The sequence below is a fragment of the Pseudomonas yamanorum genome, from assembly GCF_900105735.1.
Taxonomy (GTDB): domain Bacteria; phylum Pseudomonadota; class Gammaproteobacteria; order Pseudomonadales; family Pseudomonadaceae; genus Aquipseudomonas; species Aquipseudomonas yamanorum.
In genome coordinates this window covers 6,233,460-6,253,189 of the sequence record NZ_LT629793.1, presented here as the reverse complement: position 1 = coordinate 6,253,189, position 19,730 = coordinate 6,233,460, and the positions used below count along the sequence as shown (strand labels likewise).

Below are 19,730 nucleotides of genomic sequence, written 5' to 3'. Positions count from 1 at the left end.
AAATCCTGCGCGGTGGCGCACTAACATCAATCCAGCTTAGCAGCCCAGCCAAATCAGGCACTGGGGCGGCATGAGAGGGATCTTATGATAGTCGCGAAACCGACATGGGCCACCGACATCCACGGCCTCTTCAGCGCCCCCTACTGGATACCGCCCGCCCAACGCGCCGCCGTCGCCGCCTCCTGGGTGGGCTGCATGAACGCCTACTTCGTGTTCCTCGAAGACCCCGCCTCGGTCAAGACCTGGTCCGAAACCATCTACCAGCACCTGGCCTCCCGCAGCATGCCGCTGACCCTCGACCAGCAACAATTCTGGCCCATCGATGCCCTGGAAACCTTCAGGCTGTGGGTCAACCAGGGCTGGCGCCTGACCCCCAGTTCACCGTTCGACATCGCCGAGCGCATTCCCCCGCCCGACCTGCCCCACCCGGTCAAACGGGTGCGTCAGGACATTCGCGCCCTGACACAGGAACAACTGAACCTGTACCGCTCACGTCTGGATGACGTGATGCAGGTAAGCGACCCCGACAGCGGTTCGCCCTGGCAGCGCTACGCGTATATCCATACCAACTGGTGCCTGCATTACCAGGAAGCGTTTGCCCTGTGGCACCGGGCCTATCTGCTGTACCTCGAAGCACTGATCGACTGCCCGATTCCCTATTGGGACTGGATGGCCGCAGACGCCAGTGTCGACGGCAGCCCCCAGGCCGGTTTGCCCCAGGCGTTTCTCGATGAAACCTACGTGCACCCGCACACCGGTGAGGTCCGGCCGAACCCGCTGCGCTATGCGGCGGCCAAGGACGGTAGCTCGAAGGTGTGTGCCAGGGGTGATGTCAACGGCGTGGACTGCCGCTTCGTGCAACGCAACCCGCTGTTTTATACCCACGGCGAGCCGTTCCGGCGGGAACGCACCGAGTTGTATGCCATGAGCCGGATTTTCCAGCAGCAGGTGGTCGATGCACTGAAGTTCACCTCGTTCAGCCAACCCCAAGGCGTACCGGGTTATCCATGGGCGAATATTCCGGTATTTGACCCGCCGCAAAAAGATGACCTGTACCCCAATCGTGCCCTGAATTTCGACGGGCTCTACGAGCAACCCCACGACAACTATCACGGCTGGATCGGCGGTGACATGGCCGACAACGCCTACACCGCATTCGACCCGGTGTTCAGCTCCTACCACGCCAATATCGACCGGATGCTGGAGGTCTGGATCCGTGCCAACCCGGCGGCGCAGTACACCACCCAATGCCTGCTCCAGCCGTTCGCCGGGAGTGAGGCCAGCACCGTGACCTTCACCAGCGCCGATGCCTGGCGCTACACCACCCTCGGTGACATGGCCCAGGACAGCCGCCATATCGGCTACGACTACGGCACGCCCGTCGCCCCACAGTTTGGCGCGACCAAAGCGGCTGCAAAGGCGTGCTGCCAACACAGTTCGGCACCCGCCTCGGCCACCGGCAACGCGGCCGGGCTCGGGCCGTGGGTGGTGTTCGACCATGTGCGCTGCACCCACGACACCTACCTGATCGACGTATTCCTCAACCAGCCCGACGCCACGCCGCAGCAGGTGAGTGCCGACAATCCGCACTATGTCGGGCGTTTCAGTCGCATCGGCATGGGCCTGGTGGATGACAAGGGCCGCTGCATCACCCACGGCGTGTCCCGCGCGCTGAACGCCGCGCGTAATGCCAGCGCGCTGAACCTTCGCCCCACTGACGCCACGCAGTTATCCGTGGTGGTGACCCATCTCGATAGTGCCCGGGTGTTGACGCCGCAAGAGTACGCGCCGCTGCCAGGCTTTATCGCCCAACTGGTGTGGGACGACCCGCGCCAGGCCATCACCGGTCCTGCCCCCAGTGCCGGTTGCTGCTCTGCTTCCACCCACACGACACCTGGAGAATCGCCATGAGCACACCCTTCAAACAATTCACCTCCCCCGCCGGGCAAGCCCCCAAGGACTACAACAAGCTGGGCCTGGAAAACCAGCTGCCGCAGTTTGAAACCGACTGGAACAATGACCTCACCGGCTGGACCCAGTCCGCGATCATCGGCAACCCGTGGTCGGGCCTCAATGACGCGCCGCGCTCGGGCTATTACAACCCGCTGGTGGAAGGCTACGGCCCCACCACGCCGCCGGCGATTACCTGGGCGCCCTTCCCCAATCGGCTGTGGACGTTCTTCTACAACAACGGCACGGCGGTGATTCCGCAATTGGGCGGCAAGGCCATGTCCATGCAACAGGTGATGGAGCTGACCGACAACGGCCAGATTACGATCAACAACACCCTGTACATGCTCTACGACCCGAACAAGCAAGGCACCCTGCTGCAACTGCCCGTCACCCGCTGCCCGACCATCGACTGGCAAGGCAAGTACAAGGATTTCTCGCCCTCGGGGCCCCGTGGCTGGCTTGACGAATACTGCGAGTGGTCCATCGTGCGCGATGCCGACGGCAACATGCGCAAGATCACCTTCACCTGCGAAAACCCGGCGTATTTCCTGGCCATGTGGCGCATTGATCCAAATGCAGTGCTGGGCCTGTACCGCGACTACATCGACCCGCAGGTGCAGCTCGAAGACCTGTACTTGCGCTACACCGCCGACTGTCCGACCGGCAAAGCGGGCGATCCGGTCATCGACCCTACCACCGGCCAACCGGCCTACGACACGGTCAACAAATGGAACGCCGGCACCGCCTGCGTACCCGGCCAATACGGCGGGGCGATGCACCTGACCTCCGGCCCCAACACCCTGAGCGCCGAGGTGTACCTGGCCGCCGCGGCGACCATCCTGCGTCCACTGGCCAGCAGCCAGAATTCCCAGGCATTGATCTGCTGCGCGCAATACGGGCAGAACTACCGCAACTCCGACCCGCATATCGGTTTCTCGGCCAACAGCGTGGCGGTGAATAACCGGCTGTCCCTGACCAATCCCATCGGCCTTTACCTGCAACAACCCACCGACTTCTCGGCGTGGAAAGGCCCTCAAGGCCAGGACGTCAGCCAGTACTGGAAAATCACCCGTGGCACCGCCAAGTCCGCCGCCAACGGCTCCGACCAGATCCTGCAAGCGGTGTTTGAAGTGCCGGTCAGCGCCGGGTTTTCGATCAACGACATCACCATCAGTGGCCAGCCGATCGACTATGTGTGGGTGATTGCCCAGCAGTTGCTGGTGGGCCTGAGTGTGACAACCACGCCCATCAGCCCGACGCCGGACTCCTGCCCCTGCGTGAAGGATCGGGTCAACGGCGTACAACCCTGGCCGGTGCAACTGCTGCCCCTGGATCTGTTCTACGGGCAGTCGCCTACCGACCTGCCGGCCTGGCTGGCACCCGGCACCAGCGGGCAGTTCGCCCTGGTGGTGCAAGGCGCCGATCTCAAGACCACCGCCGAGACGGCGCGGGTGCAATTTTCCAATCCCGGCGTGACGGCGCAGGTCACCCAGTTCCTGCCGGATGCCTCCGCCATCCCCGGGCAAACCAACTCCGGCGGCACCCAGGGCTACTTGCTGACCATCACCGTAAGCCCCACTGCCGCTCCGGGGCTGGTGACGGTGCGCGCGCTCAACCCGGGCGAAGCCGATAACCCCAGCGCGACGGAACACCCATGGGAATCCGGATTGGCGCTGGTGCCTGGCGCCTGACTGATACGGCCCATCAGCCGCATCCACCCAGGGTGCGGCTTTACCTGCTTGCAAGGAGCGCGATGATGTCCAGGTTACGCTTAAGTGTTTTATCGCTGCTGACCAGTGTGGTGCTGAGCCTGTTCGCCATGCAGGCCGCCTACGCATCCCCCACGTCCGACGCCGACGCTTGCGTGCAGCAACAGTTGGTGTTCAATCCGAAAAGCGGCGGTTTCCTGCCGATTAACAACTTCAACGCCACCGGCCAGAGCTTTATGAATTGCTTTGGCTGGCAGTTGTTCATTGCCCTGAACTGGCCGGTGAATCCCGGTTGGCCAGCCACGCCCGCCCTCGCGGGTGAGCCGGACATGAACAGTACATTGGCGCAATTCGGTGTACCGACTGCCTCCGGGCAGCCGATGAGCGTGGCGCCCGTGTGGGCCAGCTACAAGGATGCCAACGATATCTTCCTGCCCGGCGCGCCCGCGCCCACCGGCTGGGGCGTGCAAACCCTGGTGCCGTCCAATTGCAGCACCCAGGGTAGCCTCAGGGCGATGTCGGTGGGGGCGCGCAAGTTCATGACCGCCACCTCCGAAAGCGCGATCAACGCGCGGCATGGGTTTCACCTGTCCAGCGGCACCCTCGCCTCGATTCCAGACCCGATCATGGAAGCCTCCGGCGGCTGGCTGACGGACCAGTCGCAGAACCTGGTGTTTTTTGAACGCAAGGTGGGCAAGGCCGAGTTCGACTACATCGTCAGCAAAGGGCTGTACGACGCAGCCAACCAGCTGACAGTCGCGCAGAACCTCGACAACCAGAACCCGGGCGGGCTGTCTCTGCCCATCGGTGAACCCATGCGCTCGCTGCCGCCCAACCCGGTGCCGCAGGAGCAACTGGGAGCCCTGGAGGTCAAGGCGGCGTGGCGGATCCTTACCGGCAAACCCGAACTCTACGGGCGTTACCTGACCACCGTCGCCTGGCTCAAAAACCCGGCCACCTTGCAGTGCACCCAACAAGTGGTGGGCCTGGTGGGCCTGCATATCATCAACAAGACCCAAGCCTCGCCCAACTTCATCTGGACCACCTTCGAGCAGGTGGACAACGTGCCGGAACCCAACCAGGTGCCGCCACAACAGACGCCGCCCGACAGCTTTGCCTTCAACAACCCGAACTGCGGCACCGGCCCCGAATGCACGCCGAACGTGGCGCGTATCCAGTGCAAACAGCACCATCCCGACCGCGACTGCACCGAGCCGTTTCCACGGGACCAACCCGTGCAGACCACCCGGGAACATCCGCTGCCCACTGAACTGCAGGCGCTTAACGGCGCGGTGCAGGCCAACTTCGCCCAGCAGAGCCAGGGCAAGTCGGTGTTCCAGTACTACAAATTGATCAACGTACTCTGGACCCTCACCCCCAACCCGCCCACCCAGCCGGAACCGGGTGTCAGTGCGCAAGTGCCACTGTCCTACGGGCCGTTTATCAGCCAGGGCAACGTACCGGTGGCCAACACCACCCTGGAGACCTACGTCCAGGGCGATAACTGCAATGCCTGTCATCAGTACGCAACCATCGCCGGCAGCTCCACCCTGGCTTCGGACTTTTCGTTTCTGTTCAACAGCGCCGACTCGGCCAGCAAGAAAAGCCTGGTCAAGCGCGTGAAAGCCTTCCAGACCCTCAAGGATCAACCGTGATCCAGACGAAAAAAAGGGGCGATCAATGATCGCCCCAAATACAACGAGAGGTCCTTTTCTAACACTACAAACTGATCTGCTGACGCTCCTCATCCGTCAACCGCGCCCGTGCCTGGTCACTCAACGGCCCGGCGCCGAGCACCTGCACCGGGCTGTTGGGGTTGTAGCCCGAGGTCTTCTGGCCGTCCTCCGATTTGCGCTGCACCGGCTCGCTGCCAAAGCTCAACACCTCCACCGTGACAATCGACGCCCGGCCCTGTTTGGCCGCCGCCTGCTGGCTGCGGGCGGCATCTTCCGCCGCCTGGGACGCCGCCGCACCGGCCGCGCTCGCCGAGGTCATGGCCCCGGTGTTCACCGCTGCCGACACCGGCACCCCGGACGACTTGCCCTGGGTCTGGATGTTCGCCGCGTTCACCACCCGCAACGCGGCGATGTTGATGTTGCCGGAGACCCGAATCCCCGCCTCGCCCGCGTCGATGGTACCCAGCGGGGCGATCAGGTCGATGTCGCCGGCCGGCACTTCAGGAATCGGATTCAACGTCGCAATCCCCGCCCCGGTGCTCGGCACCGCCGGCGACAGCGTGACGTTGCCCCAGTTGTCATAGACACGCTTGGGCGGCGTGTACACCACGGTGGTCTTGGAACCGCGACCGGCGTTGATGTCGCCCTCGCCGGACCAGCCCATGATCGAGCCGCCGAAGGTGGTCATGATGCGGCTTTGGCCCAGCAGGATGCTGCCCATGGAATACAACTGGATATCGCCGGCGCCCTGGGTGATCACACCTGCCGTGAACGGCGGTGCCGCGCCTTCGATGCCGAAGGTCTGCCCGCCGCCCGGGGTCAGCATCTGGATCGAGCCGCCGAAATTGGTGTGCACGCCGGAGCCGCCGAACAGCGTGATATCGCCCTTGTAGGTGATCGGGTTGCCGGCCACGTCCTTGTCCGGGAACAGCGCGGCAATCGCCGCCCGCCCCCGTACATAACTGCCCTGGCGCACACCGCCCACCGCGTTGTACTCACGGCCGGCAGCCTTGAGTTCGGCGAAGTACACATCACGGGCGAACACCCGTTGCTGCTCGGCGGGCAGTGCTGCGTAAACCGCACGGGCCTGCTCGCTGCTGCCGACAAAACCGAAGCGCTCGGCGAGCCAGGTGACCAGTTCGTTTTCGTAGGTCTTGGCAACCTTGCCACCCTGGATCGACAGGGGTTCGCCTGGCTGGACGAGATTGACCGGGTCCAGGTAGGCCTCGACAAAGCGCCGGTAATCCGGGCCGTTGGGGCCGACGCCAGCTTGCATGACGATGCCTGCGCCAGGGCGGTTGTCGCCCGCGACCACCGGGCCAAGGCTGGTGATGCTGACTTCGCCACCCTTCGCCGGATCACGCCCGGACATCAGGATATTGCCGCCCGCCGTCACTTCCAGCAGGCCGGGACCGGCAACCTGGAAGTTGCTGTACAGAATGTCGCGCCCGGCGGAGACGATGGAGATGTCAGCGGGGTTGTTGTGGATAAACAGGTTGCCGGTCGACTGCTCGCTGACCGCACCAGGGGCCGTATTAAAACGGCTGCCACTGCTGACAATGTCTCGCCCCGCCATCATCCAAACCGGCCCGTTACCCTCGTACCAGGTCTGCCCCGAATGCAAAAACGAGGGGGAAGAATTAAACGTCAGAGTCCGGCCGCTGCTGACCCCCACCAGATCGCCGGTCAAGGCATAGAACCGCGCCGGTTCCGTTGGCGCGTAAGCGGCTGCCGACGCCGTGGCGGAGCCAAAGGCAAACAGAGGCCGCGGAATGGAACCCGGCGAACTACCGTTTTCCGACAGATTGTTGCCATCGACAACCACCTGGCCATCAACGGTCCCGACAAACGCCGGCCGCCAAGGTGTGGCCATGATGCTGGGGTCGGCCCCGGAAGGCGTGATAAACATACCGCCCGCATAAATCGAGTCATGGGCCAGGAATTGCAACTGGCTGCTGGCACCTGGGGCGAGCACCAAGGCATTTATCGGACTCGTATCGGCTTGGGACCCCAGGACGGCGTTTCCGTAATAAATACTGCCGCCAGCCGCCGTCGCTCGAACGATCGATGGGTAGACAGTTGCCAGGTCGGACGCTGCGGCGGAGACAGCTGGCGTCAAATTGCCCCCCGCCGAAAACAGGTCGATTGCCGTGTGCCCGGTCCACAATGAGAACCAACTTTCGCCGGTCCCACTCGTCCCGCCACGGGTAAACGATGAGTTGTTCAGCAGGACGACACGGCCCGGGTCAATCACTTGCTGCAGCACCAGGTCACCCAATGTGGTCAGGTTGAATGTGGCATCACCCGGTACCAGGGTGATGCCCCCCACTGCCCGGCCACGGGTCGCCTGGAACGGATCGAATGCGCGGGTTTCGCCCGGGCTCTGCTCAGAGCTGTTGCTGCCGTAGGTCAGGTCGATCCGGCCCGTGGTTGCACTTTGCAGTTGGGCATTGCCCCGGATATTCACCAACTGGCCGTTCTGATCGTTTACGTCAACCACGCTGCCAGGGTTCAGGGCGCCACCGATACGCACCCGTAAATCACCACCGCCCGTCAACTGCAGGCTGCCATCACCGGCAACCCGCCCGGTACTGCCAACCGCCAGCACCAGCCCTTGGCTGCGCGGGTTGGCAGAGGCCGACATTTGCTTGCCGTCCATGCGCCGAAGCACACCGGCATCACCGCCTACCTGTACGTCCACGTCACCGCCGCCGAGGGTGCCGAAACCGGTAAACCCGACAAACGCATCAGCCTTGGAGGCATTGGCGGTATAGCTACCGAAATTGATCCACCAGGCCGTCGGCTGCGCCTGCCCACCGGTGTTCACCGTGCCGCTGCCCTGGCGCCACAACCAGTTGGCCACATCGGCGGAGTCGATGCCGTTATCCAAGGGGTTGGGCCGACTTGGGTTGAAGACGCTTCCCAGGATATTCCCCGTCAGGTTGCCCCCCACGTTCACGCTCAGGTTCCCCCCCGCCTCCGGGTACCAGGCACGGTACAGGCTGTCAGATGAACCATTGACGAACTGTTCAAAATAACTGTTGGTATCGTTGAGCACCGTCTTGCCGCTGTTCAGGGCCTTGGGCTGGTTGTAGGGGTCACCGGCACCGGTTGCGGTGGACGATGTACCGGCGGTGTAGACCCCGTACAGGGAGTCCATGCTCAAGTTGCCGGCACTCAGCAGTTCGAGGTCGCCCGTACCGGTGCGAATCACACTGAAACGGCTGCTGGACGGGGTCGCCGCATACTCTTTGCCGCTCTGGGCCAGGCAGTAGGCGGGCGAACTTGCACAGAACTCATCGATGGAAGGGATACCGAACTGGTCCAGGATGCTTTGCTCGATCGGCGTTCCGACGGTGACGATAATCCCGTTGTCCGCCAGGTCCTTGGCGCCGAATTCGGTCCAGACATAGCCCACTTTCACTGCGCAGTACGCCGGATTGCCCGCACAGAAATCATCAATCGAACCCAGCCCGAAATCATCGAGGGTCTTTTGGTCGATCGGATCGCCTTCCTTGACCACCACCCCGTTGGCCGCAAAGTCCTCCACCGCAAAGGCGGTCCAGGTCAGCTTGCCCTTGGCGGGCATTTCCTTGGCAAACATGCCGTAGTGGCTGTCGGCCAAACGCAGGTCGCCGCTGCGCGGATGGGCTTGCAGGATACGGCTGTCGGCCGCCTCGGTGTCGGCACCCGCTACTAACCGCAGAGACCAGGATTGCGAACCTTCGGCCAGCATCGGCGAGAGAGCCCACAGCTTGCCCTGGCGCCCCGCCACTTCCGGGCGCAACGCCACCGACTCAGCCCCGCCCGGCAACTTGACGTTGGTGCCGGAAGGAATCAACGCGCCGCGCGACAGCGGCATGTCGCCATTGAGCGTCACGACGTTGAACGATGGGTTGATCGCCTGAGAATTCGTCGGCAACGGCACACCTTTGGGCCAGATCAGCGCCCCGAGCTGGGTGTTTTGGGTCAGCAGGCTGCCGGCGTCCAGCTGTGAACCGGCCGCCAGGGTGTGTGCCTGGCTCAATAACGTGCCGGCTGCAAACAGCACATTGCCGGCGCTGTCGAACACTGCTGCGGCCAGCACCGTACCGGCAGGCAGCGTCAGGTCCTGGTTCAGCGTCGCTCGGGTCGGCAAGCGCGTACCGGCGGCCACGCCCACGGCCTTGATCGGCAGGTCGTAGTTGAGCACGGTGCCAGCCGGGAAAGTCGTGCCGTCCGCCAGGGTGATGCCGTTACCCGGCACGATGATCGTGCCGCCGGTAAAGTCGATGCCCGGCAACAACACCCAGCCCTTGTCATCGACGGTCTGCGGCGGCGGCGCAAAACCATCGTTGATGCTGCCGTAGATGTTCAGGTCGCCACCGGCGCGCAGGGTCAGGCTGCCCGACTCACCGGAGCCATACACCGAGGTTTTCTGGCTGTTGGGGTTGAGGCTGGCGTAGCGATAGCCGGACAGGTCCAGATCGCCCTGCACCACCAGGTCACCGTCCGGGGTCTTGCTGACGATTTCCACCCCGGGCCGCAGGTGGAAGGCATCGGCATAGGTTGAGTTGTTAAGCCCGGCAAGTTTGTTTTGCAGCAGGTTCTGGTTGAGCAATGCACCGTTGATAAAAGCCGTGCTCAGCACATGCTTGCCATCCAGGTAGGCCTGGTCGATCTGCTGGTAAGGCCGCCCGCTGGCCGTCGGGTCGGTAACGAGTGGCGCATCGTCGTAGCTGATCATGCCGTTGAGGGCGATCGAGCGCGCGCCCTGGATCGTCAGGCGGCCATGGGCATCAATGTTGATGTCGTTGCTGGTGCCATCGGCGTTGATCAGCCGTGGTGCATTCAGTTCCAGGGTGCCGCGGTTGCGCCCGTCATTGCCCTGGACCACCTCGGTGCCGTGACGCAGGTCGATGCGTGCACCATCGGCCAGGGTCAACTGGCCGGTGCCGGAGCCGAGCACCACCATGGCCCGGTTGGGCGAGTCGATGATCTTGCCGTAGCTGTCCACCCGCAGCTGGCTGCCATGGGCGTCGAGTACCGCGCCGCCGTCCAGGGTCAGGCCGTGCTTGCCGGCCAGGTTGATGCTGCCGACGCGCTCGCCACTGGCGTCCACCAGGCCGGTGACCCGCAGGCTGCCATTGTCCACGGAGACGTTGAGGGTGCCGGCCTTGAGGCCATTGCCGATGGTCAAGTCGCCCTGCTTGAGCTGGAAGCTGCGTGTGCCGAACACCTGGCCTTGATTCAGGCGCTGGTTGAGGTCGGCGAACTGCTGGTCCAGGGAGCCGCTGCTGCCCAGGCGCTGGGCCTGGATTTCCACGGTGCCGGCCTCATAAGGCATCCTGGTCCCGCCCGCATCGTAATAGCCACTGCTGCCGGCGAGGATCGTGCCTTGCAGGTCGACAATACCGCCCGCCGCGTCCACCGCAACCGCCCGCAGTTTGCCGGCCTGGTTGTTTTTGGCGGAGAGGTCGATGATCGAGCCGGCGGCCTGCAGGATATTGCCGCTGCCGCTGTCCAGCAGCACAGTGCCGCCCGCGCCGTACTGGGTCACATCGTTGAACACGATGGCGCGACCGGCCACGTCGACCATGGCCGCGTCGGTCAACACCACATCGCCCCGGGCCCCCAGGCTGACTTTGCCGCTGGGCAGCACTACCGCCGTGGCCAGGCGAATGCTGTCGCCTTGCAGGGACAGTTCGGCGCCCTGGCCGTTGGCCTTGCCCCGTGCGCCCGTGGACGCTGCAAGATCAATCGCCCCACCTGCGGTGATGCGGTTCACCGAACCGGCTTCGCCGGTCATCAGGGGCGTGATGATATTCAGGTCGCCACCGCTGTACTGGAAGCCCTTCACCGGGTCATAGGCGCCCTGGCTCTGATACACCGAGAGGCTGCCCTTGTGGTTGGCGGTAATGCGCTCGCTGGCATTGAGGTTCACGCTGGCAAAGCCCAAAGCCAGGCGGTCGAAACTGCTCACGGTATTGGTCTGGGCAAAGGCGCCGTAGCCGAACTCAATACGTTCGGCGTTGATATCCAGGCGCCCGCTGCCAGTGCCCGCCCCGCCGCCTATCACGCTACCCGGTGGTGTGGTCGCGCCCTGCCAGATCAGGTTGGCGGTATGAATACTGGCCACGTCGCCAGCGCCACCGGCACCGTAGATTGCCGGGGTGGAAAGCATCAGGTTGCTCAGACGCGATTTACCCGTCAGTGGGTCATAGGTGTCCAGGGAGGTACTGCCGTAGAAGTTGAAACTGTCCCGCGCCGAGAGCTGCAGGGTTTCCAGGGCCGGCGCACCGAACTGGGTATCACCCTTGAGCAGGCGATCAAGAAGCGCCTGGGTGAGTGTCAGGCCGGCGGGCAACTGATTGGCCGCAGCGGCAGCAGCCAGGGCGTCCACGCTGCCCAGGTTAATGGTGTTGACCCCCAGGTTGAGGTGGCGGGTGCCGTAGCGCACCTGGTCGCCGAGCTGGAAGGTATTGTTGGTCAGCGCCACGATACTGCCTTCGGAGTACAGTCCGGTTTGCCCGCTGCACACGACCGTGTCACACACCCCGACCCTGATCCCGCCGCTGGGAAACGCCGAACCGGATGAAATGACATTAAGCAAGCCGTTGGACACCGCCAGCATATTGGTGACCTTGTAGATAAACCCATCGCGGGCATCGTAGCTGGCCTGGCCACGGCCGATGGTGTTGATGGATGCCCCTTGCTCCAGAACGATCGCTTTCGTGTCGCTCAACAGAAAAACTTCCGGCGCGGCGAGCGTCACGCCCTCCCGTAGCGTGATTGCGCTGTCGGCCTGATTGGTACCGCCTGCCAGAACGATGTAGTTGCCGGACTGGCCATACTGCACCGCCGTCATGCCCCCCACCATCAGGCGCGAGGCCCCGAGGGCGTTGAGGCTGTCGTCGCTGAAGGTAATACCGCTGAAGCCGGCGGTTGCGGAGCTGCCCGCCGCGACGACTTCAATACCGCGTTTGCTTGGATCAATCACCGCCACGGCGCCACCGTAGCCACCCGCCGCCGCCTCAAAACGGCCTATGCCCTGGAACGAAAACCCATCAGCGCCGCCCCCGGGCCGCAAGGCCAGTTTCAGGGTCTTGGCGTCGACGGCGAGCATCGGGCGTGGCACCCCCTGTTTCGCGGCGTCGGCGATTGCGAACTGTGCGTAGCTGGTTTCGTTGTATTGGGAATAGCGGCGCAAGGTATCGGCCGAGGTCAAAATCAACTGGCTGGCGACGCTGTTGCTGATCCCGGTGTTGGCGATGGACAAGCGCCCGGCGGTGGACCAGGAGCCATTGCGCATCCGTTGGGTGGCGGCATCACTGCCGAGCCCGGCCAGGCCGTTGATCTCGACGCGGAAAGCACCGGGCAACAAGGCGTAGGTGGACGGCATCAGGGTATAAGTGCCCGCCGGCAGCCCCGGCACTCCGGCGCCGATGGTGACCTGCTGGCCCACCAACGGATCGACCGCCCCCTTCTCCGGCGCCACCGGCGCCGCGCCGGGCTGCACGCCGGGCACGATGGCGTAAATCGGGTTGGTGCCCAGGCCTGGCAACACAAAACCGCCATTGGCGCCGAACTGCACCAACGGGCTGTAGCGCGCATCCGTAGAGCCGCCACGCCCGGAGACGAACCCGGCCCCCAGCAACTCGCCACCGCCGGACAGGTCCAGGGTAGCCTCAGGCTGCACCTGCACCGACTGGCCGCCGAGCATCACCCCGACGCTGAGTTCCGCGTTCTGATTGACCAGCCCGCCTTGACCGACAAACGTCACGGTCTTGCCGTTGTACGTGTAGACCTGCCCATCCAGGGTGCCGCCATACGGCAGCACAAGGCCTTTGCCACTCACCGACGTCACGCTGCCCGGCAACAATTGCACCTGGCTGCTGCCCATGGTGCCGATATCGATCAACCCCAGGGGCGCCCGTACCACGCCGCCCTGCCGCACCGTCGCGGCGCCCAGTTGCAGGCGCCCGAATGCCGAGTAAGGCACCGCGGCATCCGTGCTGCCGGTACGGCCAATGGTGAGGGTACGCAGCGGGTCGAACGTGATGTTGAGGCTGTTGAATTCGCTCAAGTAGCCCGCAATGACCCGCGCACCGACCTCCGTCGCCGGATACAACTGCGCCGCGCGCAAGGTCATATCGCCCTGGGTCAATAACTGGGTGCTGACCTTCAAGGCCACGCCGTCCGGGTTGGCGCCCGCCAGGAAGCGCAGATCGCCCTGGCTGGTCAGGTTGACCTGATCAAAGCCGCGACGCTCAAGGCCCACCAGGCTGTCGTCGGCCTGGCGCAGTTTGCCCTTGCTGCCAAACAACACGCTGCCGCGCACATCGATCAAGCTGCCACTGGCATTGAACTGCGCCTCGGTGGCGCGCAGCGATGGTAACGGCAACACCGACACCGGGTTCACGTAGAACTCCCGGGCCGGCGAATCCATGCCGGACAGCAGCAGATAGGGTGCCGACAGATTCACCCGAGCATTGGCCGCCGCGCCCTCACTGAGGTTGAAGGCACCGCTGTACAGGCGCAGGCCCTGGCCCATGGCCAAGGACACATCGCCGTCGAAACTCAACAGGCCGTTGCTCATCAACGCCAGGTTGTCGAAACCGCCCGCACTGACCTGGTCTACGCCCAGGCGAGCATGGCCGTATTCCAGGCTGTCGGCTGCGTCGGCGGCGGAGCCGGCGAGCGGGTGGGCCTGATGGGTCTGGCCGAGCACCAGTTCGCGCACTTTGAGTACCCGGTCCGTGACGCTGCTCTTGGTGTAATACGGGCTGTCCAGCGCCACGTTCAGGCTGCCGCCCGCTGCGCCGGCACCGCCGGCCCGGGCTACCAGACTGCCGTCCAGGTACAAGCCATTGTTGGACGCCAGGCTGATGCTGCCACCATTGCTGGCCACCCGGGTTGCGCCCTGCCCCGGTACATCCAACACGGCTTGCGTGCCCGACGCGTTCAGCCGGGCGCCCTCGCGTACCACCACAAACAGGTCACTGGCCGTGACCGTCCCGGTGCTCAGGTTGACCTCGCCACCGATGCTGATCTTGCCACCGTCGCGGACCAGCCCGTATTGGCTTCCGCGATTATCCACGGCGGTCGCGGCCCGGGCGGCGACATCGATCAGTGCGTTTTCACCCAGCCAGATGGAGCGGCCATGCCCGATCGCGTTGGCTTGCTCGAACGCCCGCGTGGTCAGGCCGTTCAGGTTGACACTGCCACCCCAGGCATTGAGCGTGCCGTCGACCGTCAGTTGGCCGATGCTGCGCAGATTGATTGCCTGGCCCGGGTCGACGCTGATCACCGCACCCTTGCCCACCACCAGTGCCGTTGTCGGCAATTGCGCCGCAGGCGACTCCAGGTGGCCGGCGGAAAGGGTCAGGCTGGCGCCCCGCCGTTGAGTGAGTACGTCCTTGCTGGCGTCTTCCTGGTAAAGCGGCGGGGTCCAACGTTCCATAACGCTGGCCGCATCGCCGCCGCCCGGCGTCGTGGCGGCCTGCTCCGAGAGCCGGTAGGCCGGCACGCTCACATCAACCTGAGTGCCATCGGTGACCAGCAACCCTTCGTTGCCGGTAATGTCATAGGCCGAAAAACCCTTGTTGAAAAAATCCCCGGCCAACTGCAAGGTCTTGGCGTCCTGCGCCTGCGGGCTCTCGCCGATCTGCACCTGGTTGGCCTGCAAGGTCAAGGTACCGCCTGCGCTGACGCCATAGCCGCGAATCTCAGCGCCCAGGTCCAAAGCCCCCAGTGCGCCCACGGTCACGTCGCCGCCCTTGCCGCCCCGGACTTTGCCATCCAGGCCGATGGTTGCCCCGGACGACGTGTCCACCCGGCTGCTCGCTGCGAGGTTCACGTCCCCGGAGCTGCGCAACGACACTTTGCCACCGTTGATATACGCCACCCCGTCAGTGGCCGATGGGTCCAGCGCCAGATTATTCCAGCGCCCGGAACTGTCCAGCCTGACCCCGGCGGCCACATCGAGCCGCCCGGTGCCCGGCAGAATCACGTCGCCGACGACATTGGAGCGATTGAGGTCGACCTGATTCAACAGGTTGCCCGCGTTGATGCTGCCACCGTGGGCCGTGAGGTTGGCATTGACTGAAACCACAGGGCCGAATAGGGTGATGTCGCCGCCGTCCGCCACCTTGAGTGCGCCATGGACGTCAATCTGCTGCTTGGCGCCGACCTTGATCGCACCCAACCGGTAACCATTGAGCAGGTCACTGTCGAGCACCAGTTTGCCCTGACGCTCGGTCGGCAGCGCGGTGGCCAGGTCCAGGCCGTCGGCGATTTTTTGCGTGGTGCTCTCGATCAGCACTTGGTCGATGGTCGGGGTCAAGGCGTAGCGCAAGGTGCCGGTGGCCTTGTTGTAGACCGGCGTGTACTGGCCAATGATCAACTGCGCCCGCTGGGCCATGGCCTGCTGTGACTGTTGATAACCATCAAGGTTGATATTGGGGGCCTGGGTCTGGCGATCGCCCTGGAATACATCGCTGATCAACTGGCCTTCCAGCACCGCGTTGGTGGTGCCCACCACCAGCTTGCCGGCGTCGCGGCCCACGGTGTAGCCCGCCTCGTAGCGGCTTTGCTGGGCCACCAGCGGGTTGTAGTAGAAATCACTGCGGCCCCAGCGGGCGCTGGTGTCTTCAAAGCCTTTGTAGATCCCCGCGTAGAGAATGTCCGCGGGGGCTTTCGACAGTTCATAGAGCTGGCCGTCAGGCCCCTTGAGCCAGGTCTGGCGGATGTAGCCGGCCTGAACATCGACGGTACCGCCCGACAGATTGACCTGGGCCCCCTGCTGGGTCACCACGTCCTTGCCGGTGAACGTCACGGTGCCACCCTGGGCCATCCACTCGCCGATCGAATGGCCCTGGGTGCCCAGGTAACCGCCGACTTCCAGCAGCCCGCCAGCGGTGTACCAGCGGTCCGTCGCATAGCCGTTGGTGCCGGCCGGGACGAACACCAGGTCCCGCAGGTCGACCCATACGTCGTTGTTGATCAATTGCCCGCCGTCACGGTTGACCGGCGCATCGCGCTGCTCGTTGCCCTGCACGTTGATCTTGATGTTGTTGGCTTCCATCGCCACCTTGACGCCAATCGCGCCAGACACATCAATCATCGCGCCATCGCGCACCAGGCTGCGTTGGCTGGCGCTGACGGCCACTTGGCCGCCGGTGGCCAGGGTGATTGAGCCTTTCTGGACGTCCACAGTGCCGCCGCTGACGATCTCGATCCGCGATTGGTCGGTGCGGTCGGCTACCGCGCTGAGGTTGTTGAACGGGCCGGTGATCAGGTTGGCGGGCAGGCCGTCGAGCTTGCTCAGGCCATTGTCCTTCTGGCTGTTGAGGGCGGTGCTGCCGCTGGCGTCCAGCAGGATCGCCGTGGTGCTGCCCTCGCCCAGGGTCACGCTGCCGGTGGCATCGCTGGCAGCGTTGAGCAAGTGAATCGTGCCGCGGGTATCCACCGAGGTGCTGGCCAGGGCCACGCCGTTCTGCTGCACCTGGTGCCCCGTGAGGGTGATGTCGCCGGTCGACGCCATGATCAGGCCGCTGTTGCTGACCTTGCCCGACGTGCTGTCGGCCTTGAGGCGGGTGGCCACTTCATTGCCACGGGTGGTGGAGCGGTCGTTGCCGGTGGTGCCGACGCCCTTGCGGATATAAAAACTGTCGCCGGCGGCCAGGGTGGCCTGGCCCTTGGCGGTGATGATGCTGCCGGCGTTCTCGACTTCCGAGCCCAGCAGCAAGGCATAGCCACCGGCGTCGGTGGAGGTGGCCGGGTTGTGAGTCTGGATCAACGCGCCGCGCTGCACCTCGACCTTGCCCGCCGCGTCGGTGAAGGTCGGCTGGGTGCCGTTGGCATCCACATAAATCCCGCGCTGGGTGAATTGGTCATCGCTGATGGTGGCAGCCGCCGCCACCAGGTTGCGCACATTGACCTGGCTGCTGCCGCTGAAGATCACCCCGTTACGGTTCATGATCATCACGGTGCCGGGGGCGTTGATCTGGCCCTGGATTTCGCTGGGGCGCGCGTTGGGATCATTGACGCGGTTGAGCACCGCCCAATTCGACTGCTGCTGGAAATCGACCGTGGTGTTGCGCCCGACGTTGAAGGTTTCCCAGTTGAGGATCGCCTTGTCGGCGGTCTGCTCGATGCTGACGGTGGTCTTGCCACCGGACTGGCTTTGGGTCGGGCCCTTGGCGTTGGTCCAGCCCTGGGTCAGGCTGTTGTCCACCTGCAAGCCGCCCTTGCCGAGGCCGTCGGGAATCGTCGAGACCTGGCCGAGCGCCGCTTGCCGGCCTGCCGCTTGTGCCGCCTGCTGGGCCGCAATCGCCGCAACACTGTTGTTGAGCGTGCTGATGGAACGTGACAGCTGCTGGTTCGCCCGCGCCTGCTGATTCAACGACGGAATTCCCGGCACCTGCGCCCCGTTGAGGCGGGCCGCAGTCGCCGCCTGGGCGGCACCCTTGTCGGCAAACCAGCCGGAGCTGAACGCTGTCGCCGCGTTGGCGCTGCCTGCCACCATGAACAAGGCAATCGCTTGGGCCAGTGGCTTGAGGCGCAGGATCGTCTGGCCGCCAGGGCCTTGGGCATTCAGGTTGACCGGTGGTTTGCAGCGGACCATCAGGAAGCTTCCTTCTTTGTTATTGCCCATGGGGAACTGGCGATGTGCGTCATGTATGGGAGTTAGGCGGTTGGCGAGGGGCGGGACTGAACTTCTGTCATGGAAAGTTCATGTAAGACTGCTAGCCCGGCCGCCAACGCAAAAAATCAGCAACGGCACAGGCCGTTGCTGATCGGGTGTTGCCGGTCGGTAAAAGCGTGGTTTACAGCGGACGACCGATGGCGTTGCAGACATCAGACTTGCCGATGCTCAGCGCGCTGGTTGCGGTGACGAAGTTGCTGGTGATCGCGGCTTTCCAGGCAGTTGGCAGCGGCACAAAGCGGTTGGCCTTGATGGCATTGTCGTTGGTGTTGAGGGCGCTGGCACCGTAGTGACGGGTGAAGAACGCACGCACTTGCGAGGTTTGGGTGGCGTCGGCGTAGCACTGGCTGAAGATCAGGTTGGTGAAGCCCAGGATTGGATAGCCGGTGCTTGGGTAAGGCACGACGCTTGGGTCATTGGCGTCGGCAGCAGCAGCAAATACTGGTACCCAGGCGTTCTGCAGGGCGACGTTGGCAGCCGCCGGTACTGGCACAGCAGCAATGGCAGCGGAAACGTTGTCAGGGGCTGGAGAAACACCGGCGACCTTGGCCACTTTGGTGGCGTCATCCAGGCCAGCCAAGGTAGGAGCGGCATAGTCCGGGCTCATGTAAGTGATGCGACCATCACCGGCGTTCAGCGCGTCCATCACGCCTTGGCTGGTGACGGCAGGCACGGCACCTACCGGCACGCCGAAGCTGTCTGCAAAGTTGGTGGTGACCACAAACTTCTTGGACTCATTGACGCACTTGGCTGCCAGGAAACGGGTGAACAGCTCGGTGGTGCCACTGGCTTCGTTACGGTAAACCACCACGATGTTACCGGTGCGACCGGTAGCCGGGAGTTGGTCCCAGGTGGTGATGCGGCCCGAGAACACGCCGCACAGTTGATCAACGCTCAGGTCAACCGCGTTGGTACCGGCCTTGTTGAATGGAATGGCAACCGAAGTGGCTACCGAAGGCACTTGAATCAGCTTGCCCCAGGCCGCTTGTTTGGTGGAGGCGTAGGTGGACAGTTCAGTCGAGGTCAGCTTGGAGTCGCTGCCCGCCCAGTGCACGTTCTTGGTGCCGGTGCCGAACTGGCTGTAGTCGTTGTTCAGGAACGCCAGTTTGCCTTTGCCGCTGCCCACACCGATGTACGGGGCGAAACCGGCAGTCAATACGCCGGAGGTCTGGTACAGCGGTTGTGGCAGGGTGGCGCCGCCGCCGTTGATGTCTGCCATGGCAGCCTGGGCCGAGCACAGTGCAGCGAGGGTCATGGATACCGCGAGAACGTTGCGCTTAAACATGAAGAAGCTCCTTTCGTCGTGTTTGTACGTTGGGGGTAGATGACGCTATGGCTTCGGTCCCGGGCTGTGGTTCGGGGGTAGCAAGGGGTGAGGCCATGGGTATGAAATCTCGCAGCATCCGATGACAGCTAAAGGAAAAAACCTCGGGAGGAACGGCTTGATTTTTAAAAAGATTCTCGGGTGTTTTGGTCATGCTTTTGGACGGTTTGGAGGTGAGATGACAGCGGGGTTTCAGCGCGGATTTCGAGTGCCGGGCTGGAGGCGGCACAGGCCGTGTTGCAGGGTTGGGCAGATGACAGAATGAGGAACCCGAGTTTGGGACCCGCGTGTCAGGCGCGCGAAAATAGTCTTGAAGAAACGCAGTTCAAATGTGGGAGCTGACTTGCCTGCGATGGCGGCGGGTCAGCTTGCATCCTGGG

General features: G+C 63.9%; 5 protein-coding genes. 3 read left to right on the top strand and 2 right to left on the bottom strand.

Annotated elements, in window-relative coordinates:
• Positions 1-84: 84 nt before the first annotated feature.
• The 3 genes from BLU46_RS29125 (at position 85) to BLU46_RS29115 (ending at position 5,317) form a co-directional block, all read left to right on the top strand.
• Positions 85-1,911, top strand: coding sequence for a tyrosinase family protein (locus BLU46_RS29125; RefSeq protein WP_093208712.1), 1,827 nt, complete (start codon positions 85-87; stop codon positions 1,909-1,911).
• Positions 1,908-3,644 carry a hypothetical protein gene (locus tag BLU46_RS29120; protein ID WP_093208708.1) on the top strand — a complete coding sequence of 579 codons (1,737 nt, stop codon included), beginning with the start codon at positions 1,908-1,910 and terminating at the stop codon, positions 3,642-3,644. Before BLU46_RS29125 ends, BLU46_RS29120 begins: the two co-directional genes overlap by 4 nt.
• Positions 3,645-3,709: 65 nt before the next feature.
• The gene (locus BLU46_RS29115) at positions 3,710-5,317 is read left to right on the top strand and encodes a hypothetical protein (RefSeq protein ID WP_093208705.1); all 1,608 of its coding nucleotides are present in this window, start codon (positions 3,710-3,712) and stop codon (positions 5,315-5,317) included.
• A gap of 64 nt (positions 5,318-5,381) precedes the next feature.
• Here BLU46_RS29115 and BLU46_RS29110 read toward each other — a convergent pair whose 3' ends face one another.
• Together BLU46_RS29110 and BLU46_RS29105 are read right to left on the bottom strand one after the other, a co-directional pair.
• A complete protein-coding gene (locus BLU46_RS29110; protein ID WP_093208701.1) occupies positions 5,382-17,945 on the bottom strand; it encodes a filamentous hemagglutinin family protein in 12,564 nt (4,187 codons plus the stop codon).
• 202 nt (positions 17,946-18,147) lie between these two features.
• The gene (locus BLU46_RS29105; RefSeq protein WP_093208698.1) at positions 18,148-19,311 is read right to left on the bottom strand and encodes a substrate-binding domain-containing protein; all 1,164 of its coding nucleotides are present in this window, start codon (positions 19,309-19,311) and stop codon (positions 18,148-18,150) included.
• Positions 19,312-19,730 lie beyond the last annotated feature (419 nt).